The 20791-nt window shown below is 41.3% G+C and carries 17 protein-coding genes; 13 read left to right on the top strand and 4 right to left on the bottom strand.

Features of this window, described 5'->3' with window-relative positions; translation table 11 throughout:
- Positions 1-4 precede the first annotated feature (4 nt).
- The 9 genes from GJR95_RS35170 to GJR95_RS35130 all read left to right on the top strand — a co-directional run bounded on the left by GJR95_RS35170 (position 5) and on the right by GJR95_RS35130 (position 10289).
- On the top strand, positions 5-1114 hold the full coding sequence (locus tag GJR95_RS35170; RefSeq protein WP_162390305.1) for an HlyD family secretion protein: 1110 nt from the start codon (positions 5-7) through the stop codon (positions 1112-1114).
- A gap of 107 nt (positions 1115-1221) precedes the next feature.
- A complete protein-coding gene (locus GJR95_RS35165; RefSeq protein ID WP_162390304.1) occupies positions 1222-2778 on the top strand; it encodes a DHA2 family efflux MFS transporter permease subunit in 1557 nt (518 codons plus the stop codon).
- A 458-nt stretch (positions 2779-3236) separates the two neighbouring features.
- Positions 3237-4151, top strand: a complete 915-nt coding sequence (locus GJR95_RS35160; protein WP_162390303.1) for a nucleotidyltransferase domain-containing protein — start codon at positions 3237-3239, stop codon at positions 4149-4151.
- Positions 4152-4159: 8 nt separating this feature from the next.
- A complete protein-coding gene (locus tag GJR95_RS35155) occupies positions 4160-5584 on the top strand; it encodes a B12-binding domain-containing radical SAM protein (protein ID WP_162390302.1) in 1425 nt (474 codons plus the stop codon).
- A 14-nt stretch (positions 5585-5598) separates the two neighbouring features.
- Positions 5599-6396 carry a class I SAM-dependent methyltransferase gene (locus tag GJR95_RS35150; protein WP_162390301.1) on the top strand — a complete coding sequence of 266 codons (798 nt, stop codon included), beginning with the start codon at positions 5599-5601 and terminating at the stop codon, positions 6394-6396.
- Between the two features lie 7 nt (positions 6397-6403).
- The gene (locus GJR95_RS35145) at positions 6404-7210 is read left to right on the top strand and encodes a class I SAM-dependent methyltransferase (RefSeq protein WP_162390300.1); all 807 of its coding nucleotides are present in this window, start codon (positions 6404-6406) and stop codon (positions 7208-7210) included.
- A gap of 31 nt (positions 7211-7241) precedes the next feature.
- Positions 7242-7928: a methyltransferase gene (locus GJR95_RS35140; RefSeq protein ID WP_162390299.1), complete on the top strand. Its 687-nt coding sequence runs from the start codon at positions 7242-7244 to the stop codon at positions 7926-7928.
- Positions 7929-7980: 52 nt separating this feature from the next.
- Complete coding sequence (locus GJR95_RS35135; RefSeq protein ID WP_162390298.1) at positions 7981-9501, top strand: B12-binding domain-containing radical SAM protein; 1521 nt, start codon at positions 7981-7983, stop codon at positions 9499-9501.
- Complete coding sequence (locus GJR95_RS35130; protein WP_162390297.1) at positions 9498-10289, top strand: class I SAM-dependent methyltransferase; 792 nt, start codon at positions 9498-9500, stop codon at positions 10287-10289. The genes GJR95_RS35135 and GJR95_RS35130 overlap by 4 nt, the downstream gene beginning before the upstream one ends.
- Positions 10290-10305: 16 nt before the next feature.
- On the opposite strand, the gene GJR95_RS35125 is transcribed toward GJR95_RS35130, so the two are convergent.
- From GJR95_RS35125 to GJR95_RS35115, 3 genes are all read right to left on the bottom strand, one after another.
- Positions 10306-11424, bottom strand: a complete 1119-nt coding sequence (locus GJR95_RS35125) for a glycosyltransferase family 4 protein (protein ID WP_162390296.1) — start codon at positions 11422-11424, stop codon at positions 10306-10308.
- Positions 11421-12446 carry a glycosyltransferase family 9 protein gene (locus GJR95_RS35120; protein WP_162390295.1) on the bottom strand — a complete coding sequence of 342 codons (1026 nt, stop codon included), beginning with the start codon at positions 12444-12446 and terminating at the stop codon, positions 11421-11423. Before GJR95_RS35120 ends, GJR95_RS35125 begins: the two co-directional genes overlap by 4 nt.
- A gap of 350 nt (positions 12447-12796) precedes the next feature.
- Positions 12797-13489 (bottom strand): hypothetical protein, encoded by a 693-nt coding sequence (locus GJR95_RS35115; protein WP_198424768.1) that lies wholly within the window; start codon positions 13487-13489, stop codon positions 12797-12799.
- 166 nt (positions 13490-13655) lie between these two features.
- Between GJR95_RS35115 and GJR95_RS35110 the strand changes: the two genes are divergently transcribed.
- Positions 13656-14405, top strand: coding sequence for a LytR/AlgR family response regulator transcription factor (locus GJR95_RS35110; RefSeq protein ID WP_162390294.1), 750 nt, complete (start codon positions 13656-13658; stop codon positions 14403-14405).
- Positions 14406-14529: 124 nt separating this feature from the next.
- On the opposite strand, the gene GJR95_RS35105 is transcribed toward GJR95_RS35110, so the two are convergent.
- Entirely contained in the window at positions 14530-16071 is a 1542-nt protein-coding gene (locus GJR95_RS35105) for a malate:quinone oxidoreductase (protein ID WP_262889823.1), read from the bottom strand.
- A gap of 420 nt (positions 16072-16491) precedes the next feature.
- Between GJR95_RS35105 and GJR95_RS35100 the strand changes: the two genes are divergently transcribed.
- The 3 genes from GJR95_RS35100 to GJR95_RS35090 all read left to right on the top strand — a co-directional run bounded on the left by GJR95_RS35100 (position 16492) and on the right by GJR95_RS35090 (position 20790).
- A complete protein-coding gene (locus GJR95_RS35100; protein ID WP_162390292.1) occupies positions 16492-17010 on the top strand; it encodes a gluconate 2-dehydrogenase subunit 3 family protein in 519 nt (172 codons plus the stop codon).
- Between the two features lie 57 nt (positions 17011-17067).
- Positions 17068-18786, top strand: coding sequence for a GMC oxidoreductase (locus GJR95_RS35095; RefSeq protein ID WP_162390291.1), 1719 nt, complete (start codon positions 17068-17070; stop codon positions 18784-18786).
- A gap of 318 nt (positions 18787-19104) precedes the next feature.
- Positions 19105-20790: a glycoside hydrolase family 28 protein gene (locus GJR95_RS35090; protein WP_162390290.1), complete on the top strand. Its 1686-nt coding sequence runs from the start codon at positions 19105-19107 to the stop codon at positions 20788-20790.
- Position 20791 lies beyond the last annotated feature (1 nt).

Genomic DNA, 20791 nt, shown 5'->3' with positions numbered 1-20791 from the left:
AATCATGGATAAGAAAATTTTATTCCGCGTAGGAGGGGTCGTAATCCTGGCCATTGCCCTCTTTTTCGGGTACAGCGAGTTTCGCTACCTGCAACGTCATGAAACTACCGACGACGCTCAAATTGATGGTGATGTAAACCCGGTAATACCCAAAGCGGGCGGTTATGTGAAGGAAATTCGCTTCAAAGACAACCAGTTCGTTAAAGAAGGCGATACGCTTATTGTGCTCGACGATGCCGATTATCGCATTCGGGTCGATCAGGCTGAAGCTGCTTTGCAAAGTGCTATGGCTGCTGTCGGGGTTTCCCGCTCGCAGGTAAATGTTGCGTCGGCGACCGTACAAAGCTCGCAGGCAAGTGTACAAACTGCCCGCGATCAGGTAGCCACGGCTCAGGCTAATGTAGCGGCTGCTCAGGCACGTGCCCGTAAAGCCAATCAGGATTTTGACCGTTATAGCCGACTGCTGGCTGAAAAAACTGTTCCCCAACAACAGTTTGATGTTGCTCAGGCTGAACGTGATGCTGCACAGGCTCAACTGCTGGCTGCTCAGGCTCAGTTGCAAACGGCTCAATCGCAGGTAAACGCGGCTGGTACGCAGACCAGTGTTACGAGTTCACAGCGTAGGGCCACACAAGGTCAGATTACGGTGGCCCAGTCGACGATTAAACAGCGTCAGGCGGATTTAGACATGGCTAAACTGCAACTTTCGTATACGATTGTACGTGCACCAGCCTCAGGCGTTGTTTCAAAGCGTTCCGTACAAATTGGTCAATTAGTTCAGGCAGGTCAGGCTGTATGCTCTGTGGTGGGCAACACCAATCTTTGGGTAACGGCAAACTTTAAGGAAACGCAATTGCATCAGATGGTGCCTGGGCAGACGGTAGACATCGATGTCGATGCCTTCGGCGGTGAGAAATTGACGGGTCAGGTTGGTTCGTTTGCTGGTGCAACAGGTGCCAAGTTTTCCTTACTTCCCCCCGACAATGCTACGGGTAACTACGTGAAAGTCGTACAACGTATTCCTGTACGTATCGAACTGGACAAAAAGAGTCCGCTGTACGCTAAACTTCGCCCTGGTATGAGTGCGACAGTGGCCGTGGATTTACAGAAATAGAACCGACTTACAGTATTCCGTTTACCGGTTTTGCTTGACTGATGTTTCTTATTGGTCGAGCTGGACGCTCGTTAACGGAATACTGTAAACCGTAAACCTTTGGCACTATGAAGTTAGGATTTGATAAATGGATCGTCGTACTTACGGTAACGACAGCCGCCCTATTGCAAACAATTGACTCATCGATTGTTAACGTTACGCTGAACCAGATGATGGGCAATCTCGGCGCATCACTGGGCGATATTAGCTGGGTTGTTACGGGGTATGCAGCTGCCAGTGCCGTGATGATCACCATGTCGGGCTGGCTGACAGCCAAACTGGGTCGCCGGAATTATTTTGCCGCTTCGATTATTCTCTTTACGGTTGCATCGGTATTTTGTGGTACCTCGACCAACGTTTGGGAACTGGTCTTTTTCCGGGTTGTACAGGGTATCGGTGGAGGAGGTTTGCTAACAACAGCCCAATCCATTCTGATTCAGACCTTCCCGAAAGAAGATCTGGGCATTGCCAACGCGATCTTCGGGATGGGGGTCATCATTGGTCCCTCAATTGGACCAACTCTTGGCGGATACATTACCGACAACCTGTCGTGGAACTGGGTATTTTACATCAATATTCCGTTTGGAATACTGGCCACATTCCTAACGTACACCTACATTAAAGAACCCGCCGAGAAGATGGTGGCGGGTAAGATGGACTGGCTGGCCCTGATACTCCTGACGATGGGAATCGGTGGCTTACAAATTATTCTGGAAAAAGGCGAGGAAAAAGACTGGTTCGATTCGAGTTTCATTGTAGGCATGTCTATTGCCGCTGCTGTTGGCCTGATTGGGTTTATCTGGCGGCAACTTGCCGTAAAACTGCCCATACTCGACTTGAGACTACTGCTCCAGCGTCGATTTGCGGTTGGTACATTGTTTAACTTTATCCTGGGTTTTGGGCTGTTTGCATCCGTCTTTATCATTCCGGTTTTCTGCCAGACCATTCTGGGGTTCACTGCCAGCCAGACCGGATTATTGCTAATGCCGGGTTCAATTGCAACGGGTTTAATGATGCCCGTTGTTGGCGGGTTGCTTAGTAAAAACTACATCTCGCCAATCTGGTATGCCGCCATTGGTTTTCTGATGTTCTTCGGATTCTGTTTCGATTTGTCGGCAATTAGCCTGGAGGCTGGTCCCGATTATTTCTTCTGGCCACTCATTATTCGGGGTGTTGGTATGGGGTTGATTTTTATTCCGCTGACAACCATAACCCTGGCTGATCTGAAAAACATTGAAATTCCTCAGGGCTCGGCTCTCACAGGTATGATTCGTCAGTTAGGCGGAACTTTCGGAACCGCCATCATGACAACGTATATATCAACACGGACCGTATTTCATGCGTCACGATTGTCGGATAATGTATCCATCTACAATCCATTATCAGTTGACCGAATTCGTCAATATACGGGCTTGTTTCTGTCTAAGGGCGATGCCTTAATGACGGCAACAGGTAAAGCATATGGGGTAATCCAGGGTGCTGTTATCAAACAGGCACTTGTTATGACCTATGCCGATGCCTTCCTGATTATCGGCGGATTCTTCCTGATTTGTGTGCCACTGCTACTGTTGTTCATTGGTAAGAAAATCGAAGCGTCTGCCCATACCGAGATGGTTATGGAATAGGAGACACTATAAGGAGTACTTGTGTTTTTGTTTTGTTTATTTAGTTTCGACATCGGATAACCATTTGGTAGTCCGATGTTTTTTTGTGCTTAAAGTTATTGTCATAAAATCGTGAAATGACTTAATAAAGGTATTATTAATGTAATTAATTATAAAGATAAGTCAATGATTAAGAGTAACCCATAATATACTTAAATTAAAGTAACATATTGATTTTAATTATTCATTTATAAAGCATTGAAGATATAGAAAAAAGTGACATTTTGGAGGAGGATTAATTTTTTATTAATACGCAACCCTTAGCTTTGTCACTCCGTATTGGGAGTAAATAATGAACAGCTCCTAATGATTTTTACACATGTTTGGTCTGTATTTTAAGTAGAGAGAAAGGCAAGTTATTTGCCTACAAATTCGCTTTGACATGATTCTGATTAAGTAAATTATTTTCAATACAATCTATGGAACTTGTAGGAAATGAGACTGTGGATCAAAGTACACATAAACAAGAAACTTTAAATATCCTTGTTTATGCTAATATATTTAATTATCCGCTTACAAAAAAAGAGATTTACGAAAGGGGGAAAATTGACATTAGTCAATTAGAAACATGCCTAATAAATCTAAGGAGCGAGAAAAAGATATTTTTAATAGAAGATTTCTATACGTTGCATAACGATAATAAAATAATTGAAAATAGAAAAAAAAGGAATAAGCGGGCAGATATTTTCATAAATCGAGCTAGGATTATTACTAGGGTAATAGCTCATTTTCCATTTATTAGAGCAGTTTTTCTGTCAGGTTCTATTTCTAAAGATTGTATGGATGAAAATAGTGATATTGATTTTTTTATAATTACAGAGCCTGAACGCCTATGGATTGCTCATTTGTTTTGTAGTGTATTCAGACATACATTTTTATTAAATAGCTCAAAATATTTCTGCTACAATTATTTGATTGATAGTGAACACCTATTAATAGAGGAGCAGAGCTTATATACCGCAATTGAAATTAAAACGTTAATTCCTTTATTGGGATATAATTATTACAAAAATATGCTGCAAGAGAATGAGTGGACTAATAATTATTTTCCAAAATATCCTCTGATGCCAAAGAATGATATTTCAAAAAATTTTTCTTTCATACAAAGAAGTATTGAATTTTGCTTTAACAATGCCTTTGGGAATTGGCTTGATAAATGGCTTTTAAATTATTCAATTAAAAAAAGAAAGAAAAAATTTGAATCGAAGCTTTTCGAATACTCACATTACTACATAGACCTACAAAGGCATGTTGCCAAATCGCATATTACGGATAAATATCCTAAAATAATGAAAAAATATTTTGAAGGCATTGAACAGAGTTCATGTATATAAATTGATTTATGAAAAAGAAAATACTATTTGCAAATACTTATTTTTATCGCTTTGACAAGAAGCAGTGGAAAGCGCAGAAGCCTTATCCACCATATGGAACAATACTAGCCGCTGCTATAATGCGCGAACTAGGCTATGAAGTTGATTTATTTGATGCTAGCCTCGTTGAAACAACTTTGGGAATAAAATCAAAACTTGAAAATTTTCGACCCGATTATCTGATAATTTTTGATGATAACTTTAACTACCTAAGCAAAATGTGCCTCACTGTGATGCGAGAAGCCTGTTTTGAGTTAATTAACTTAGGGAAAGCAGCAGATTGTAAAATAATAGTCAATAGCGCAGATGCAACTGACCACTTTGAAAAATACCTAAAGGTTGGCGCAGATATAATTTTGCTGGGTGAAGCCGAGCAAACACTACAAGACATACTCGAAAATGACCTAAAAGACCTTGATAAATTCAAAGGTATTGCATTTTTGAAAGAAGAAGAGATAATAAGTGTGCAGCCAAAAAATAGTACTCCGGCTTTAGATACTTATCCAACTCCTGCTTGGGATTTAATTCAATTGAGCGACTATGAGCATATTTGGATGAAATCGCAGGGATATTTTTCATTGAATATTGCTACCACCCGTGGCTGTCCATTTAAATGTAACTGGTGCGCAAAACCGATTTATGGTAATCGATATAATTCCAGATCACCACAAAATGTAGTTGATGAATTAACTATATTAGTGAAGAAAGGGGCTGCGCATTTTTGGATTAGTGATGATATATTTGGCTTAAAACCAGGCTGGGTCAAGGAATTTAAGGAGATAGTGCAAGTGCAGAAATTAGAAATTAGGTTAAAAATTCAATCGAGAGCAGATTTGTTATTAAAAGAGAATACTATTCAAGACCTAATTGAGGCAGGACTTGACGAGGTATGGATTGGGGCAGAAAGTGGATCTCAAAAAATACTGGATGCAATGGATAAGGGAATTACGATAGAAGAAATTGAAAAATCTACTCAATTGCTACAGCGGAAAGGAGTTAAGGTGGCATTCTTTTTGCAGTATGGATACCTAGGTGAGCAATGGGCGGATATTCAGAAAACGCTATTAATGGTAAAGAAATTAATGCCGGATGATATAGGGATTTCGATTTCATATCCTTTGCCGGGAACGGGCTTTTATGAAAGAGTGAAAGCCCAATTTGAAAAGAAACGAAACTGGGAGAATTCGGACGATTTATGCATGATGTACAAGGCTACTTATTCGACGAAGTTCTATAGACAGTTATATGAGTATACACATCGGTTTTACCAAAAAGAGAAGACAATAAAGAGCTGGAGGAAAATGCCAATGCTATCATTGCTAAAGTTTCCTTACCAATTGATAAGAGTGCAACTAAGTAATCAAAGAATGAAGATGCTTCTAAATGAAGGATAATACGTGACAAATCAATGAGCCAGCTATTAGATTATTTCGCCGAAATACATAGGTCCTTCCTTCATGCGAAAGGTGAACTGGCTACGGAGCATCTAATAGATTGGCTTGACTGTCAACCTGGTGAAAAAATATTAGAATTTGGCATAGGTACAGGAGCAACGTTAATAAAGCTAATATCTAGATATAAACAAACAAAATTTTATGGTATTGATGTATCAGATTTAATGATAGTAAAGGCAATAGATAGACTTAAATTTTGCCAATTAGATAAGCAGGCGGTTATTGAAAAAATAGTGGAAACTCAGTTTAATGATGTTGCCGATAGTTATTTTGATAAGATTTATGTAGAATCTGTTTTAGGAATACAGGATGATGAGTCACTACAAACTATTATTTCTTTATTCAATCGGATCTTAAAGCCGTCGGGAAAATTACTACTTAACGAAACAATCTGGTTAGAAAGCACATTGCCTGAAACTATACATCAGTTTAATGGCCGCGTAAAAGATAAATTTGGTATTATTCAATCTAACTCGACCTATGCATATTTGAGAGATTGGAAATTGTTATTAATCGCAAATCAATTTGACATTCTGAAAATAGAAGAGGTTGATAATTTGAAGGAGTTTAAACGCAAGAAAAATTTTAACGAATGGTTATCAAAACTATTTTCACTTCTTGGTGCCGTTTATGGGAAATTATTCCTGCAAAAAGAGTTTCTACTATTTAAAGAAACAGATCTGAAGCATCAACCGACTCAAAAGATAATGGCAGGCTATCTTATAATGGCATTAAATTTAAAAAAATGTTGAAAACGCAATGGTAAATCAAGAAGCTAAAATGGCGTTTGACAAACAATCTGCCTCTTTTGATGAGACATACGCTAACAATGTAATTGTTACTTATAAACGAGAAGCTACTCGTTCGCATTTTGAAAGACATATAAAATCTGGATACAAAATTTTAGAACTAAACGCTGGTACTGGACAAGATTCCATTCATTTTGCCCGAAAAGGCTATTTAGTCCATGCTACTGATATTTCAGAAGGGATGTTACGCCAGTTAAAACAAAAAGTTTCCGCTTTACACTTAATCAAATCAATTACTCATGAGCAAATTTCATTTTTAGAATTGGCTAGCTTGACTACTAAAGGTCCTTTTGATGCAATATTTTCAAACTTTGGAGGATTAAATTGTACCAATCAGCTCGATAAAGTACTGGCATCGTTTGCCCCTTTATTAAAGCCAAATGGAATTGTTACATTAGTTATAATGCCTCCCTTCTGTTTATGGGAGTTTTTACAAGTTCTGAGAGGAAACTTTAAAGTTGCTTTTCGCCGATTGTTTGCGAAGAAAGGAGCAAAGGCACATATAGAAGGCGTCCATTTTTTGTGTTGGTATTATCGACCATCTTTTGTAATAAAGAATTTAAAAAATAATTTTGACTTGCTCAGCATTGAAGGAATTTGTACAATCGTCCCGCCCTCCTACATGGAAACCTTTCCAAATGCGTATTCTAAATTATGGAAAACCTTAAAATTTCTAGAAGACAAATATCGCGGTATTTTTCCCTTTAAGTATATGGGTGATTACTATATCATCACCTTTAGAAAGAAAGAGTTTTGATTATATATTAAAAATTAATAGACATGATAATATGATTTACCTGAGAAAAATATATAAAAATTTAGGTAATTGGGTATTAATTCCAGTGACTAAATATTATTTATCGAAAGAACGAAAAATAAAAATTAATGGTCTTCGCTTAGTGATCCCAAGCGGAGTATTCCATCCTACTTTATTTTCAAGCACTAAGATACTACTTGGCTTTATTGAGAGACAATCAATAAAAAACTTAAAAACGCTGGAATTGGGGGCTGGATCTGGATTACTTTCAATCAGCATGGCAAGATGTAGTGCTTTGACTACTGCTTCGGATATCAGTAAATTGGCTTGTGATACTGTTAAGAAAAATGCACATTTAAATAGTGCATTAATAGAAGTTATCCATTCCGATTTATTTGAAAATATGGCTAATAGAAAATTTGATCTGATCCTAATAAACCCACCTTATTATCCTAAAGATCCGAAAAATGATACTGAAAAGGCTTGGTTTTGTGGTAGAAACTTTGAGTATTTCAGTAAGTTATTTAGCCAAATGACGAATTTCTTGGAAAGCGATGGTTGTGCAATTATGGTTCTTTCTGAAGATTGTGACATCGGCAGAATTAATCAATTGGCTATTAAAGGCGGATATTCATGGCAGAAAATATTGGAAAAGAAAGACAAGGGTGAATGGTATTTTTTGTTCAAACTATCCGTTTTGACTTATGAACGAGATTAGCGTTAAACACGAGCAACAAATGACTCTTTAAATTTGAAACAGCCTGGCTAGTATGGAAACCAAACATAAAATCATTCTCTTTAACCCGCTTGTAACTAAATATAAGGCCAGGATTCCGCTTTCGATCCTGCAAGTTGCAGCGTCGATCTATGGTAAACATGAGTTTGTTATAATTGACGGAAACCGCGAAGATGATCCCTGGAAGAAAATAAAAACGCTCTTAGATACAGGAGAATTTAAATATTTTGGATGTACTGTTATGCCTGGCCCGCAATTGCGGCAAGCTATTCCATTTACTAAAAAAATTAAATTAGAATATCCTCATATAATTACTATTTGGGGTGGATATTTCGCATCCAACCAATATCAGGTTTGCATGGAGTCGGGATATATAGACTACATTGTCAATGGAATAGGCGATTTAGCATTTCCAGCTTTACTGGATACTTTGGAGAAATCACTTGATTTACGTACAATAAATAACTTAATTTTTAAAGAAAATGATAAAGCCATTAAAACGCGCAAAATCACATCGATCGATATGGATTCGTTACAGACGCTTCCATATCATGAACTTGATAAGTTTTACCCTATACGATCTTATTTTGGGCGAACATATTTAGGGAAAAAAACCACGTTATACCATAGTAGTTTTGGCTGCCCATTTACGTGCTCTTTCTGTGGTATTGTACCAATATTTGAAGCTCGATGGAAGGGAGAATCGGCTGAGAGACTATATCAGAATGTTAAATATTTAAAAGATAAGTACGGAATTGATTCGGTTGAATTTTGTGATAATAATTTTTTTGTGTCGGAAAGAAGAATAATAGCTTTCTGCAAATTGATCGAAACCGAAAATATTACATGGTGGGGTGAGGCTCGTATTGATACCCTGGATAAGTTCTCAGATGAGACGTTGGCTTATATGAGTAAGGCCGGATGCAGAATGATCTTTTTAGGCGCTGAAACTGGCAATGAGGAAATGCTTAAAGCAATTGATAAAGGCGGAACCCAAAATGCGGCTCAGATGATTAGTTTTGCCGAAAGGCTTGGCCAATTTAATATAATCCCTGAATATTCATTCGTATTAGGCTTTCCCGCTGAAACACCTGATCAGGTGATGGCGATGATTAACGAAGATATCGAATTTATAAAACAAGTTAAGAAAGCTAATCCATTGACTGAGATTATCATCTATGTCTATAGTCCCGTGCTTACTGAGGGTAGTGAATTATATGAGAAAGTTAAAGCAACTGGCTTCCAGTTTCCAGAAAAACTGGAAGATTGGTTGGCTCAAGAATGGAAAGGTTTTGATTTGCGTAAAAATCCACTAACGCCCTGGCTCACTTCAAAGATGATTGATAAAATTCGAGATTTTGAAGTGGTATTGAATGCACGCTATCCTACCGTACAAGATATAAAGTTGAGTAACTTACAACGAAAAATGGTTTCTTTATTATCGAAGGCAAGGTATAATACCAATTTTTTTTATTTTCCTTATGAGCTTAAGCTTCTCCAGCGATTTTGGCTTAAATACCGTCAGCCTGAACAAGAAGGAGCCACAATGGTATGAATAAACTCTTAGAAATTATACAAAATCTAGATCATAAGATTACTGCTGAGGGAGTTTTTCTGCTTTCAGGCTATAAGCCTGAATATACGCATGAGCTACCCTATCTGGCGGTAAGAGCGAAAGAGAATCGTCTATTGAGCGATGAAATTGTAAAAGATCTACCCAATGTACCAATAGATTTTCCCCATTTCAGAGAATGGAGCTTGCGTAAGCAAACGGCTAATAGCTTTTGTGTTTCAGTAGCTGCCGAAAAAAAACCATTAACAATCTTGGATTTGGGTTGCGGGAATGGGTGGTTTTCTGCGAAATTGGCTTCAATTCCTAAAATTGATGTACTAGGCTTAGATCTTAATATGCCGGAATTACAACAGGCTCAGAAAAATTTTGGAAATTCAAATTTACTTTTCTGCTATGGTGATATTTTTACAGAATTATTTCGGACCGAATGTTTCGATAAGATTGTTTTAAATTCTTCTATTCAATATTTTCATTCTATTAGACAACTTTTTAATAACCTTTTTAAACTCTTAAAACCAACTGGTGAAATTCATATCTTAGATAGCCCTTTTTATGAGATAGGCGAAGTTGTCAATGCCAAGAACAGAAGCCTGGAATATTATCAATTAATTGGCTATCCTGATATGGCCAATTATTATTTCCATCACACATATCAGGATTTGCTCCCATATTTCCCCATTATCAAGAAAAGTAAACCATCTTTATGGGATAGAGTTCTAGGAATGCCTGCAAGTCCCTTTAAATGGATAGTAATAGAAAAACCGCTATGATGTTTCTCCTAATTAATCAACTATTCAATAAACTATTATACAAATTATTATATTTTTGAGATTGAATTTGCAATCCATGTTTAGCACTCCAGGCAATACCATTAGCCTTAAGCTCTTCATATTTTTGTCTATTTTCTAATAAATCAAGTATTTGTTTCGATAGTAAATCTGCATCACCTACTGGCGCTGCGATGGTTATTTTATTAGCTAGATCATCAATTAGTCCGACTTTAGTTCCACACACGACTACACCAGCGGCCAATGCCTCATTAACAACTACTGCCTGCGATTCCCAGCGGGATGTATGCAATAGTATATGGGATTTACTTAAAAAGAAACTCAGTTGATTGTTAGGGTAATAACCATGAACATGAATTTTATTGGTTAGGTTTAGTTGATTAACTATTCGTTGAATCTCACCATTCAATGTATCTAGACCGACAATATCTAAACTCGCTTCTACATTTTCATTAATAAGTTGAAACGTCTTAATTAGTACAGGCAAGTCCTTTACTTTATTAATATTACCTAAATAGAGAAATCGATAAGGAGGTACTAGCTGCTTATCTAAAGCTGGAAATTTACTTAAATTTACGCCGAATGAGATAACTTCCATTCGCTTGAAAGATATATTTTCATTTAACTTTTGCGCGTGATGTTGCGTCAAAGAAACGACAACATCGACTTTTTTAGCAATAAGCTGGACAATTAATTTTTTAAATTTAGATTGATATAGTCCATATCCTATTGAAGGTATATTGGCCACTTCCCCACCCATGAACGTAATTATTGTTTTTAATCTCAATATTTTTCCAAGAAATAATGCTAAAAGACCAGCCGGATACGCCCAGAAAGCATGTATCAGCGAATACTTTTTCTTAAAATGCAATTGAATTAGCCTTTTACCAACATATAAAAATCGCCAGACAATACCTTTTTGATCATTATATGGTGTTCCAATCAGTTGATAACCAATTGGTTGATAACTACTGTCAACCTTAACTAACGAAAAAACAGTTAAATCAAATTCATTAGAAAGCTGTTCGCATAGTTTGACTAAGCAAACAACTCCTTCCAGGCCGATTCCTACACCGACCCCACCATAAATAATAATTGCAATTCTTTTTTTGTTCATTGCCTCTTTAATAATTTCTCGCTTAGATCTAGAATCATCTCCGGCGAGTATCGACTTAAGCAGCTTGGAATCTCTCCAAATATACAATCAGATTTCATACAATTACCACAAGGTAAATCGTCAGAATTTAGAGTAACAAGATGCTTCCCTGGTTGTGAACTTCTATTTTTATCAGTAGAACCAATCAAGGCTATCGTTGGTATCTTTAAAGCCCAGGCAATATGCATTAAACCTGAATCTTCTGATATAACAAGCGTTGATTTTTCAATTATTTCAAACGCTTCAGGTAGCGATGTTTTTGAGACCAGGTTGATCATCTTGTCTCCTAATTCTTTTTTCAATGAACTCGCCTTTAGCTCTATTCGATTTATTCCCAATATTAAAAATTGAGAATCTGGGTATTTTCTTATCCAAATTCTAGCGAAAGATACGTAATACGCTAATGGCCAGTTTCTACTTTTAAATGCACCTGCTGGATTCAAAATAATTAAATCTTTCGGTTGATTCCACCCGTTTTCTTTTAAAATTATACCACCCGTATTATTATTAATAAATGATAAGATTGGATGTGCGAAATTCTTCACTAAGCCACTCCTCTCAACAGCTTTCCAATTTCTTTCGACTGCTGGTAACGGCGTATACTTTTCAAATTCGCTGAAGGCCGTTGGGAATAATAACTGTCGGATAATTCTGGAATAACGGTTTACCTGCAAGTCTAGTACTACATCATATCTATTTACAAGTAATCTGGGCAAAATTATGATCAATGCTAACAGCTGCTTCCATCGTTTATGGCTGTTTGTAAATGATATTACATTCGTAACGGCAACTAAATTTTCAATAATACTTACTTGCGTTTCTCGAGTCAGAAAATCAATTTGACTAGTTGGGTGCTCATTTTTTAGGAGCTGTACAAAAGGAAGTGTTATTATAACGTCACCAGTTGCCTGCAAGCGAATTACTAAAATGCGTTTTGGTGAACGCTCTTTTTTCCATTTTTTAGTTTGTACAACCTGGTACATATACAAAATTAAATGCTTTAACGAATTTTCGTTTGCGTATATGGCAAACGTGCTTTTAGTGCCTATAACTGTTTGTGGGTTATAAGCTACTAAAAATACTTGATAAAATTACATCATTTAATTCTGTAATCTATGCTTTATAGTGCCAATGATTTAGACGTAACTTACCTAATATAGCTCAATGTTATCCTACTGCCAATTCAGAATGGTCAATCGGCTGTCCTGCAAAATCGTACTGACAAAATCTCGCTACGCTACTTGCTAAACTTTCTAATAAAAATGGCAATTATGGCAATTACTTTTCTTTACGAATAAGGGCCTTACAAGAGAAATCAAACGCTACTGACATGTTAAGAACTATAGCTTTGCTTTGGCTCAGACATGCCTAAACCCTTGCTGTGACTAGACACACTTTTTCTGTTTTTTGCCTGCTGCCAGATGAAATAAATAATTGCACTGACGCAAAGGGCTGAGGGTAAAATCTGGCTACAGGGTTTGTATTGAGGAAATACCGTTCCTGAAAATGCAGAAAGTATGGCGCTATAGGCCGATATCATTTTATAAATATGTTCGTATAGCCACCATGTTTTTAGCTTGTCGAACAGCCATAAGCGTTTTATCAGGTCGTAGCCAGCAACCAGAACCAATGCCGATAAGGTTGGATAAACTACCGATGGTGACCAGTTACCACCCGCCAGTTCCATTGATCCTAGATAGATCCCGCCTGTTATTAACACACCTATTGAAATCAGCAGATCAATAGTGGAGGCTGGCTGTTCTCGAAGCCGAATAGTCCGGAAGCCAGAATAACCGACGTACCCTCCCAATAATGTTAACAACAGCAGAAAGGGGTTGGAGCGGAAACAGAGGATGCCAATGAAAGCGGTTCCTACAACGATAGTTAGGGTATAGAGGAAGTATAGGCCGTAACGAATGTGCCGTTGAGAGCGATTTCGGTAGAAGAGAGCTAACAGGCCAATGAGTAAGCCAATCGTACCGAATATTACGTGTATGGTGATGTTAAGGTTGTGAAGCAGTTGCATAAGAGATGGCTACCCGAACGGCTTTAGTGATGATCGGAGTATGGTCAAAATTGGAGGGCTTAAATCGCCAATGCAAGACTTACGTGACCAACTGCTGTTGTCTGTGACGAAGGCCGTTTGTCACGTAGTTGATGACTGTACTAATTCTGCGTCGTAATTTGCCCATATGAAACGTACCCGACTTCTGGATCATTTCGTCGTTCGCAACTTCCTGGGGTTGGCAGCATTACTGGCTGCTCATTATCTTACCGACTTTTATGCAATAGAAGGGCGACCTGGATTTTCTAAAGTATCCCCTTATTTGTATCTGTTGCTGCTCTATGGCTGGATTGTTTTTCACAATCGGATTCTGTTCGAGCGGCTGTTTTTGCAGGATAAAAAAATGCTTTACTTCGGCTGGTTTTTTCTGTTAATGGTACTCGGTTCGTTCAACATGAATTTTGTCCTTCGCACTGAGTTTAGTATCTCCCGTTCGCTTCCTTATCTGGTCAATTTTTGGGTATACACCATCACGGGTCTGGGCGTTTTTGTCACCTATCGCTATCTGCGCATACATGCTAAAACGGAAGAGTTACTTATAATGCCTGCAATGCCCGCATCTGATGAATCAGGGCATTTTTCCTGTATGGTCGATGGTGTTCGGGAAGCCATTCCATACACGGATATTCAGTATATAGAAAGTCTGGAAAACTATTTGAAAGTCATTACGAAAGCGAAAACCTATGTTACACGCCTGACTCTGAAAGAAGCTGAAGAACGATTACCTAAGCGACAATTTATTCGGATTAGTCGGTCGTGTATTGTCCATATAACCCAGGTAGACAGAAGTGAGCCAGATGCTTTCTGGATTGGAGCAAAAGAGCTGCGTGTGGGCAAAGTATATAAACGGTATGTTGCAGAGCAATTGTCGGGTTAGTGACTGTTAGCTGTGCGCCAAAAACAGGATTGGGTTGCGGGCGAGAAGCGTGCCACGGTTCTAAACCAAGGCACCGCTTCACCCTCACAACCCAATCCTGTTTAACGAATACTGAATTTATTGATTAATTTTCTGTTGGGGTATACTCATACACCCCCAGACCCAGCACTTCGCTTGTATGCTTCCGAAGCGCAATGCCCAGTTCCGGATTATTGGCCAGCACCTGACCGTAGCTCGGAATCATTTCTTTCAGTCTTTGTTGCCAGGTTTCGGTTGCCAGTTGTTCCGGGAAGCAGCGTTTCAACAGGTCGAGCATGATCGAAACGGCAGTCGATGCGCCGGGTGAGGCACCCAGCAAAGCGGCAATACTACCATCGGCGGCACTGACTACTTCGGTACCAAATTCGAGTACACCACCTTCGTGTTCGTCTTTCTTGATCACCTGCACGCGTTGACCAGCAATCTCTAATTCCCAGTCCTCCATTTTAGCATCCGGATAGTATTCCCGCAATGCCGCCAGTCGATCCTCGGGCGATTGTAACACCTGTTGAATCAGGTATTTCGTCAGCGGGATGTTGTGCATACCCGCCATCAGCATGGGGGCCATGTTGCTCAATTGAATGGATTTTGGTAAATCCATGTAGGAGCCACTTTTGAGGAACTTGGTCGAAAAGCCCGCATAGGGGCCAAATAGAAGCTCCTGGTTGCCTTCAATCATGCGCGTGTCCAGGTGGGGGACCGACATGGGAGGAGCACCAACGGAAGCTTTTCCGTAGACTTTGGCCTGATGTCTGGAGATAACCTCAGGGTTGACGCATTTCAACCACTGACCACTTACCGGGAAGCCGCCAAATCCGCGACTTTCGGGAATATCTGATTTTTCGAGCAGCCGTAGAGAGCCGCCCCCGGCACCGATGAATATAAACTGGGTCTGTACGTCGCGAACCTGATTGGTCGTTACATTTTCTACCCGTATTTTCCATCCGCCAAGCGATTTGGAACGCCACAGGTCGCGAACCTCGTGGGCAAAGTAAAGGCGAACCCCAGGCATGTCATACAGACGCCGAAACATAGCCCGCGTCAGTGCACCGAAGTTTACATCTGTGCCGATTTCCATGCGCGTAGCCGCAACCGGCTGTTCCGGGTCGCGATCTTCCATGACAAGCGGCATCCAGTCGGCCAGTTGCGACCGATCTTCGGAGTATTGCATGCCGTGGAAGAGATAATTTTTCTGGAGTGCGTCGTAGCGTTTACGCAGATAGTTCACATTGTCGTTCCCCCAAACAAAACTCATGTGAGGGATAGAGCGAATGAAGTTGGGCGCATCGCTAAGAAACCCGTTCTGAACGAGGTAGGCCCAGAACTGCTTCGACTGTTCAAACGATTCGGCAATCTTAACCGCTTTGGCCGATTCGACCATACCGTCTTCGTTTTCGGGCGTATAGTTCAATTCGCAAAAGGCCGAATGGCCCGTGCCCGCATTGTTCCAGGCATCGGAACTTTCGGCGGCTGCGCTATCGAGCCGCTCGTAAATTTCGATGGTTATATCGGGCTGTAATTCTTTCAGCAACACGCCCAATGTTGCACTCATGATACCGGCACCGATTAAAATAACATCAGGGCCTTTTTGTACAGCTTTATTATTTTTCGCCATAATGATAGGCAGGTATGTATTCGTTATAGCTACAAAATTGGTGGATTGCTTGTTCCGAAAGGTTATTCAATTGAAAATATGTCTTTTATGACAATAGTAAATTTAGACGAAAATACTAAATTAATTACGGCTTATGTCTAGTTAAACTATTGTTATTTAGGAGATTATATTTTTAGGTCGTGCCCTGAAAAAAGTTTATATAAAATCCATTTCTTATGAATTTACTGGCTTGATAATTAGAATTTATTAGCCAGTGCTTTTTCTTATTTTGATTTATTTTTAGTTATTGTTGACCTTATTTTGTCTGATGGGGCGTATGCTATCAAACGAATAAATGTTAAGGAGCTAATCTACACCATTTGTACGTACGAAAATAACGCATGCTGTTCAGAATCTACTAACAACTAAATGTACTTAACTCTAACCGCAAGTATGCAACGACGTTCTGCCATAAAACAGGTAGCCGTGGCATTTGGAGGGCTGATGAGCCTTCCTGCCTGGGCCTCAAACTGGACACCGGAGTCGATTGGGTCCGTTTCTTTTTTGCCCGTCAGTGATGAAGATTTACTCGGCGAACTCGTAGAAACGATCATTCCGGAAACGAACACGCCAGGCGCTAAATCGCTTAAAGTGCACCAATTTGCGATGCGCATGATTCAGGATTGTTATGGAGAACCGGCCCAGACTGCGCTCAAACAAGGGCTGGTGCTGGTCGATCAGACGGCTCAGCAAGCTTACACGAAGGCATTCACTGCCTGCGATACACCACAACGGCTTGAGGTTTTAACTCAAATGGCAAACGCATCGGACCCGGCGGCCAAACAGTTCGTTGAAATGATTAAGAACCTCACGATTCAGGGCTATAGAAATTCAGAGTATTTCATGGTTAATCAGTTGAAATACAACATGGCGCCGGGATTTTATCATGGCTGTGTGTCTGTAATAAAATAGTTGCCCCTACGGGTTTGACAAGTGAGTTTATTTCTAAATCATTTCTAACAAAGAATCATGTCTTTTCTCAATATAGATTCCGTCAAAGAGCGCACATTCGATGCCATTGTTGTTGGATCGGGAATTAGCGGTGGCTGGGCGGCCAAAGAATTAACGGGCAAAGGTCTGCGTACACTCGTACTGGAGCGCGGCCGTGACGTAAAACACGTTACCGATTATCCAACCACCATGATGCAGCCCTGGGAGTTCGCGCACCTGGGCCAAATGCCGAAGGCAATTACGGATGCCAATCCAATTGCCAGCCGATGCTATGCGTTTCGGGAGGATGCCGCTCATTTTTTCGTGAAAGATGCCGAGCATCCCTACGTTCAGGACAAACCGTTCGACTGGATTCGGGGCTACCAGGTTGGCGGAAAGTCCCTGATGTGGGCACGGGGAACACAGCGCTGGTCGGATTACGATTTCGACGGTCCCGCCCGCGATGGTTTTGCCGTTGACTGGCCTATCCGCTACGCCGATATTGCCCCCTGGTATAGTTATGTAGAGCGGTTTGCTGGTATTTCGGGCAACAAAGATGGGCTGCCTCAACTGCCCGACGGCGAATTTTTACCCCCTCACGAAATGGCCTGTGTTGAAAAGCATTTTAGTGAGCAGATGGCAAAACATTATAACAATACCCGGCCCGTTATTATTGGCCGATGTGCTCACCTGACAAAGCCGCAACCCATTCATCTACAGCAGGGGCGGGGGCAATGTCAGAATCGATCCCTGTGCCAGCGCGGGTGCCCATACGGCGGTTATTTCAGCAGCAACTCATCAACGCTACCCTGGGCCGCAAAAACAGGAAAGATGACGCTAAGAACCGATTCGGTAGTGCATTCGATTATTTTCGATGAGAAAAAGAATAAGGCTACCGGTGTTCGGGTTATCGATGCGCATACGAAAGAAACGAAAGACTATTATGCAAAGATCATTTTTGTCAATGCGGCCTGTCTGAATTCCAACCTGATCTTATTGAATTCCAAATCGACGCGTTTCCCGAACGGATTAGGAAACGACAATGGATTGCTGGGGAAATATGTAGCATTTCACAACTTCCGGACAACCATTTCGGCAGAACACGAAGGGTTTACTGACTCCATTACAGAGGGAATTCGGCCCAACAGCAGCTACATCCCACGTTTCCGGAACGTTTTCAAACAGGAAACCGACTTTCTGCGGGGTTATGCTGCCGGATTTGGGGCAAATCGTGTAATGAATGTCGACACCGCTGGCATGGGTGAAAGCCTGAAAACGAGCTTGATGGAAACCAAATACGGCAACTGGCGCGTAGGCTCGCACATGATGGGCGAAACCATTCCGAAAGAAACCAATTACGTGACGCTTGATCCCGCTCTGACAGATGCCTGGGGTATTCCACAGTTACGGATTTCGGTCGCTTACGACGATAATGACGAAAAGATGATCAAGGACTTTCACGAGCAAATGACCGAAATGCTAACGGTGGCAGGCTTTATGAACATCCAGACCCACGACAAACCCGATAAAGCACCCGGACTCGACATTCACGAAATGGGCGGTGTCCGGATGGGGAAAGACCCTAAAACGTCGCTGCTCAACAAGTGGAATCAGTTTCACACCTGCAAAAACGTGTTTGTTACGGATGGGGCCTGCATGACATCGACCTCTACACAAAACCCATCGCTGACCTTTATGGCTATCACCGCACGTGCCGCTGATCATGCCGTGAAAGAAATGAAAAAGGGAAATTTGTAACAAAATAAAGGCCTGATAGCAAGCCGATAAATGGCCGCTTTTGGGGTGAAATGAGACCTTGAAAATCGACCAGGAAAAACCCTGATGAGAAAAGCTGATTGTTCTGGTAACAATCAGCTTTTCTCATTTTGACCGGAGAATCGTAGTCAACCGGGCGTGATGACAACGTTGCCGGGAACGTTTGCGTAAAAAAAGGTAAAGGCATTCTTGAAAGAGTACTGCATTTGCTGTCACTTTAGGGAGAAATTGCCGGATTGGAAGTCGCCAACATGACTTGACGTCACCAATTCGTATTGCACTGACCCTGAAAAAGACATCATGAAAATACTCACTGGATTAGCCCTTCTGGGGGTTGCTGCGGCTTTTCGACCAGACGCAGGAGTTCATCTCACAGATGGGCCCAACACGAACCCGCTGGTTTCGTTGAATGCTGCTTTTCGCTACGATTTGCCGCCAGTTATTACCCCGACTTTCCGAAAAGATACCATTAACATCAGCAAGCTGGGCGCTGTTGCTGATGGATTGACACTCAATACGGCTATTCTTAACAAAGCCATCGAGCAATGCAATCGGGGTGGAGGGGGCGTGGTACTTGTTCCGCACGGGCTGTGGCTGACTGGCCCGATTGCCCTGAAAAGTAACGTGAATCTACACGTCGCCAGCGGAGCCTTGCTACAATTCACCAATCAACGGGATGCCTACCCACTGGTTAAAACAACCTGGGAAGGGGAGGATGCCGTCCGAAATCAGGCTCCCATTTCTGGTACCGATCTGGAAAACATAGCCATAACCGGTAGCGGTATTCTGGATGGAGCCGGGGAGGTCTGGCGAATGGTGAAGAAAAGCAAGCTCACCGCCGATCAGTGGAAAAAACTCGTTGCATCGGGTGGTGTGCTAAACGATAAACAGGATTCCTGGTATCCGTCGGCGCAGTCGCTAAAGGGGGCTACTGCAACGATAAAAAAAGATGGAGCGCCCGGCGACTACCTGGATATTAAAGATTTTCTACGGCCGAACATGCTGAGTCTGACACGCTGTAAGCGGATTCTGCTGGAGGGTGTCACCTTTCAGAATTCTCCGGCCTGGTGCCTGCACCCGCTTTTGTGTGAGCACATTACCTTACGTAATCTCAATGTGAAAAATCCGTGGTACGCACAGAACGGCGATGGTCTGGATCTTGAATCGTGCCGCAATGGTCTGGTCGAAAATTGCACGTTCGATGTGGGTGATGATGGTATCTGCATCAAATCCGGTCGCGACGAGCAGGGCCGCAAACGGGGCGTTCCAACGGAGAACATACTTGTTCGTAATTGCCGGGTATATCACGCACATGGTGGATTTGTCATCGGCAGCGAAATGTCGGGTGGTGTGCGAAATCTGTATGTGTCGAATTGTACCTTCATGGGTACCGATGTGGGACTTCGTTTCAAAACCGCCCGTGGTCGTGGTGGTGTCGTCGAAAATATTTTTATCGATGGCATCGATATGACCGATATTGCTGGCGAGGCCATTCTGTTTGATATGTATTATGCCGCCAAAGATCCGGTTCCGCAACAGGGAGAATCGAATGAATTACCCGCTATTCCGGCCCAACCCCTTTCGGATGCTACACCGCAGTTCCGGTCCTTTCAGGTGCGTAATGTCATGTGTAAGGGAGCCGAAACGGCCATTCTGGTTCGTGGTTTACCCGAAATGGCCGTTAAGGATATCCTGATCGAAAATGCCGTTATACAAGCCCGGAAAGGCTTAGTTTGCATCGAAGCCGACAATATTCGTCTGAAAAACGTCTCGCTGATTACGAGTGCAAAAACCGTTATGCAGATTCAGAACAGCCGGAATCTGACGTTCGATAAAATCCAGTATTCAGGCAATCCAGACCTGCTCATGCACATCGCTGGCGATCGTTCGAAAGATATTCGATTGCTGAACACCGACACCTCGCACGCCCGCAAAACAGTAGAAACCGACGCCAACGTCCCTATTAACTCGTTGACTACGAAATAAG

Source organism: Spirosoma endbachense (genome assembly GCF_010233585.1).
GTDB lineage: Bacteria > Bacteroidota > Bacteroidia > Cytophagales > Spirosomataceae > Spirosoma > Spirosoma endbachense.
This window is presented reverse-complemented; position numbering and strand designations above follow the sequence as displayed.